Source organism: Aestuariivirga sp. (genome assembly GCF_037139295.1).
Lineage (GTDB): Bacteria > Pseudomonadota > Alphaproteobacteria > Rhizobiales > Aestuariivirgaceae > Aestuariivirga.
In genome coordinates this window covers 1-1,975 of record NZ_JBAXGR010000270.1, presented here as the reverse complement: position 1 = coordinate 1,975, position 1,975 = coordinate 1, and the positions used below count along the sequence as shown (strand labels likewise).

Annotated in this window: 1 protein-coding gene and 1 pseudogene; one reads left to right on the top strand and one right to left on the bottom strand. The window is 61.1% G+C overall.

Going from position 1 to position 1,975, the window contains the following annotated elements; translation table 11 throughout:
• Positions 1-1,106: ABC transporter substrate-binding protein (locus WCJ41_RS21800; protein WP_336907933.1), on the top strand; the 1,106-nt coding region annotated here is incomplete at its 5' end.
• A gap of 570 nt (positions 1,107-1,676) precedes the next feature.
• Here WCJ41_RS21800 and WCJ41_RS21795 read toward each other — a convergent pair.
• Positions 1,677-1,975, bottom strand: a pseudogene (locus tag WCJ41_RS21795) (IS256 family transposase); the annotation flags it as partial.

Below are 1,975 nucleotides of genomic sequence, written 5' to 3'. Positions count from 1 at the left end.
TCACCACCGGAGCCCTTGCCGAGGATGTGACCATCGGCCTTGCCACGGCCCAGACCGGTGGCCTCGCCGCTTTTGACCAGCCCTCGCTCGCCGGCTTCAAGATGGCAGTGGACGAAATCAACTCCGCGGGCGGTCTTGGCGGCAAGTACAAGATCGTCCTCGACATCAAGGACACACGCACCGACACGGCCGCCACCGTGCAGGCCGCACAGGAACTCGTCGCTGAGGGCGTGAAGGTGATGATCACCCCCTGCGACGCGGACCCATCGATCGCCGCAGGCCAAATCAGCCAACCGGCACAAATCCCCACGCTCACCTTCTGCGGCACCACGCCGACCATCACCGAAGCCGTGGGCGACTACATGTTCGGCACCTATCCCGCTGACAACGGCCAGGCAGCGCTGCTCGCCGACTACGCCGCCAAGAAGGGTTACAAGAACATCTACATCCTGAAGTCGCCTGACAGCGCCTATACGCTGCGCCTGCCGGAGTATTTTGAAGAGGTATTCAAAAAGAAGGGAGGCACCATCGAGGGCGAAGGCACCTACACCATGGGCCAGCAGGACTTCGGCGCCGAGGTTACCAAGATCAAGGCGCTGAACCCGCAGCCTGACGCCATCATGACCGCTGCCTATGAACCGGACTTCCCGGCTTTCCTGCAGCAGCTGCGCGGTGCTGGCGTGACGGCGCCGATCATCGGCTCCGACGGTCTTGACAGCCCGACCATCACTGGGCTGGGTGCCATCGCCAATGGCATCGTGCACACCACAGCGGGTTCGCCTGTCGCCGGCTCGAAGCTCGCCGCCTTCTATGAGAAGTTCAAGGAGAAGACTGGTGCGGCACCCGAGACTGTCTATGTCGCCACAGGCTACGAGATCCCCTACATCCTCGATGCTGCTGTCAGGGCAGCGGGTTCGGTCGACGGCCCAGCACTGCGCGACGCGCTGGCGAACCTCAAGGATGTCGAAGTGCTCACTGGCAAGGTGACCTATGCTGGCACTAACCGCATGCCGATCCGCGGCATCACCATCGTCGAAATCCAGGACGGCAAGCGGGCACCGATCCTGACCGCCACGCCGGACCCGGCCGACGTGCCGAAGCCCTGATGCCCGTCAACTCGCGAAAGAGGCCCAATGCTTGAGGTTGCCGACCTGAAGGTAAAGTGTCCGTCGTCAGATAATTTGAGACGTTTGGGTGCGTGATCAATACGCGAACTTCGCCCTGCCGCCAATCCCGAGGACTATGCCCCGGTCCGGACGATGTCGGCAGCCTTCTCGGCGATCATGATCACCGGGCTCGCTGTGTTGCCAGAGTTGATGCGCCGCATAAGCGCGCTCCATGCTACCATATTCATTAAGCGTTATTGGGATGCTGATGCCGTGAATGCATGGCCACCAGACCTCCACTATGGCGCTTCTGGTCCCCTAGACCTTCTTGGCAAGCGCTTCCGTCAACCGTCGGAGTGCTGCACTTGATTGGTTCTTGGGCACCTTAGCGCGGATGATCGCAAAGTCCTCGTCAGCAACCGCCGCCTGAAGTGCCTGCCAGAACTACGTCTGGCTCGTACACAAATAGCCTTTACCCGCCCCAATAACATCCGGCAGTTGCTCTGTGTTGAGAGTGGGAATGTCATTGAAGGGCCCGTCGAGCAACAAGCGTTGCGTTCCGTAGCCATCATTGTCGAGAAGCGCCTGGACCACCTTGGCGTTTTCGGTCGCGCCCTCCATCACACCCAGTGGATGCTTCTCGCCGTTGATGTCGATGCCCACCGCGCCGATCATCAGGAGGTTCTCATCGAGATGCATTCCATCGATCTGGATGACCACCAGATCGAGCTTCGCGAGGTCGGAAGACATCCAGTCGGTGAGTTTCTGCTGGGTCAGGGCGACAAACCGCCGGGAAACCGCTGATTTCGAAAGCCCCGAGCCATCTGTGGCCGGAACCTTCGCGTCCGGCAGACGCACCGCCCGGCCGA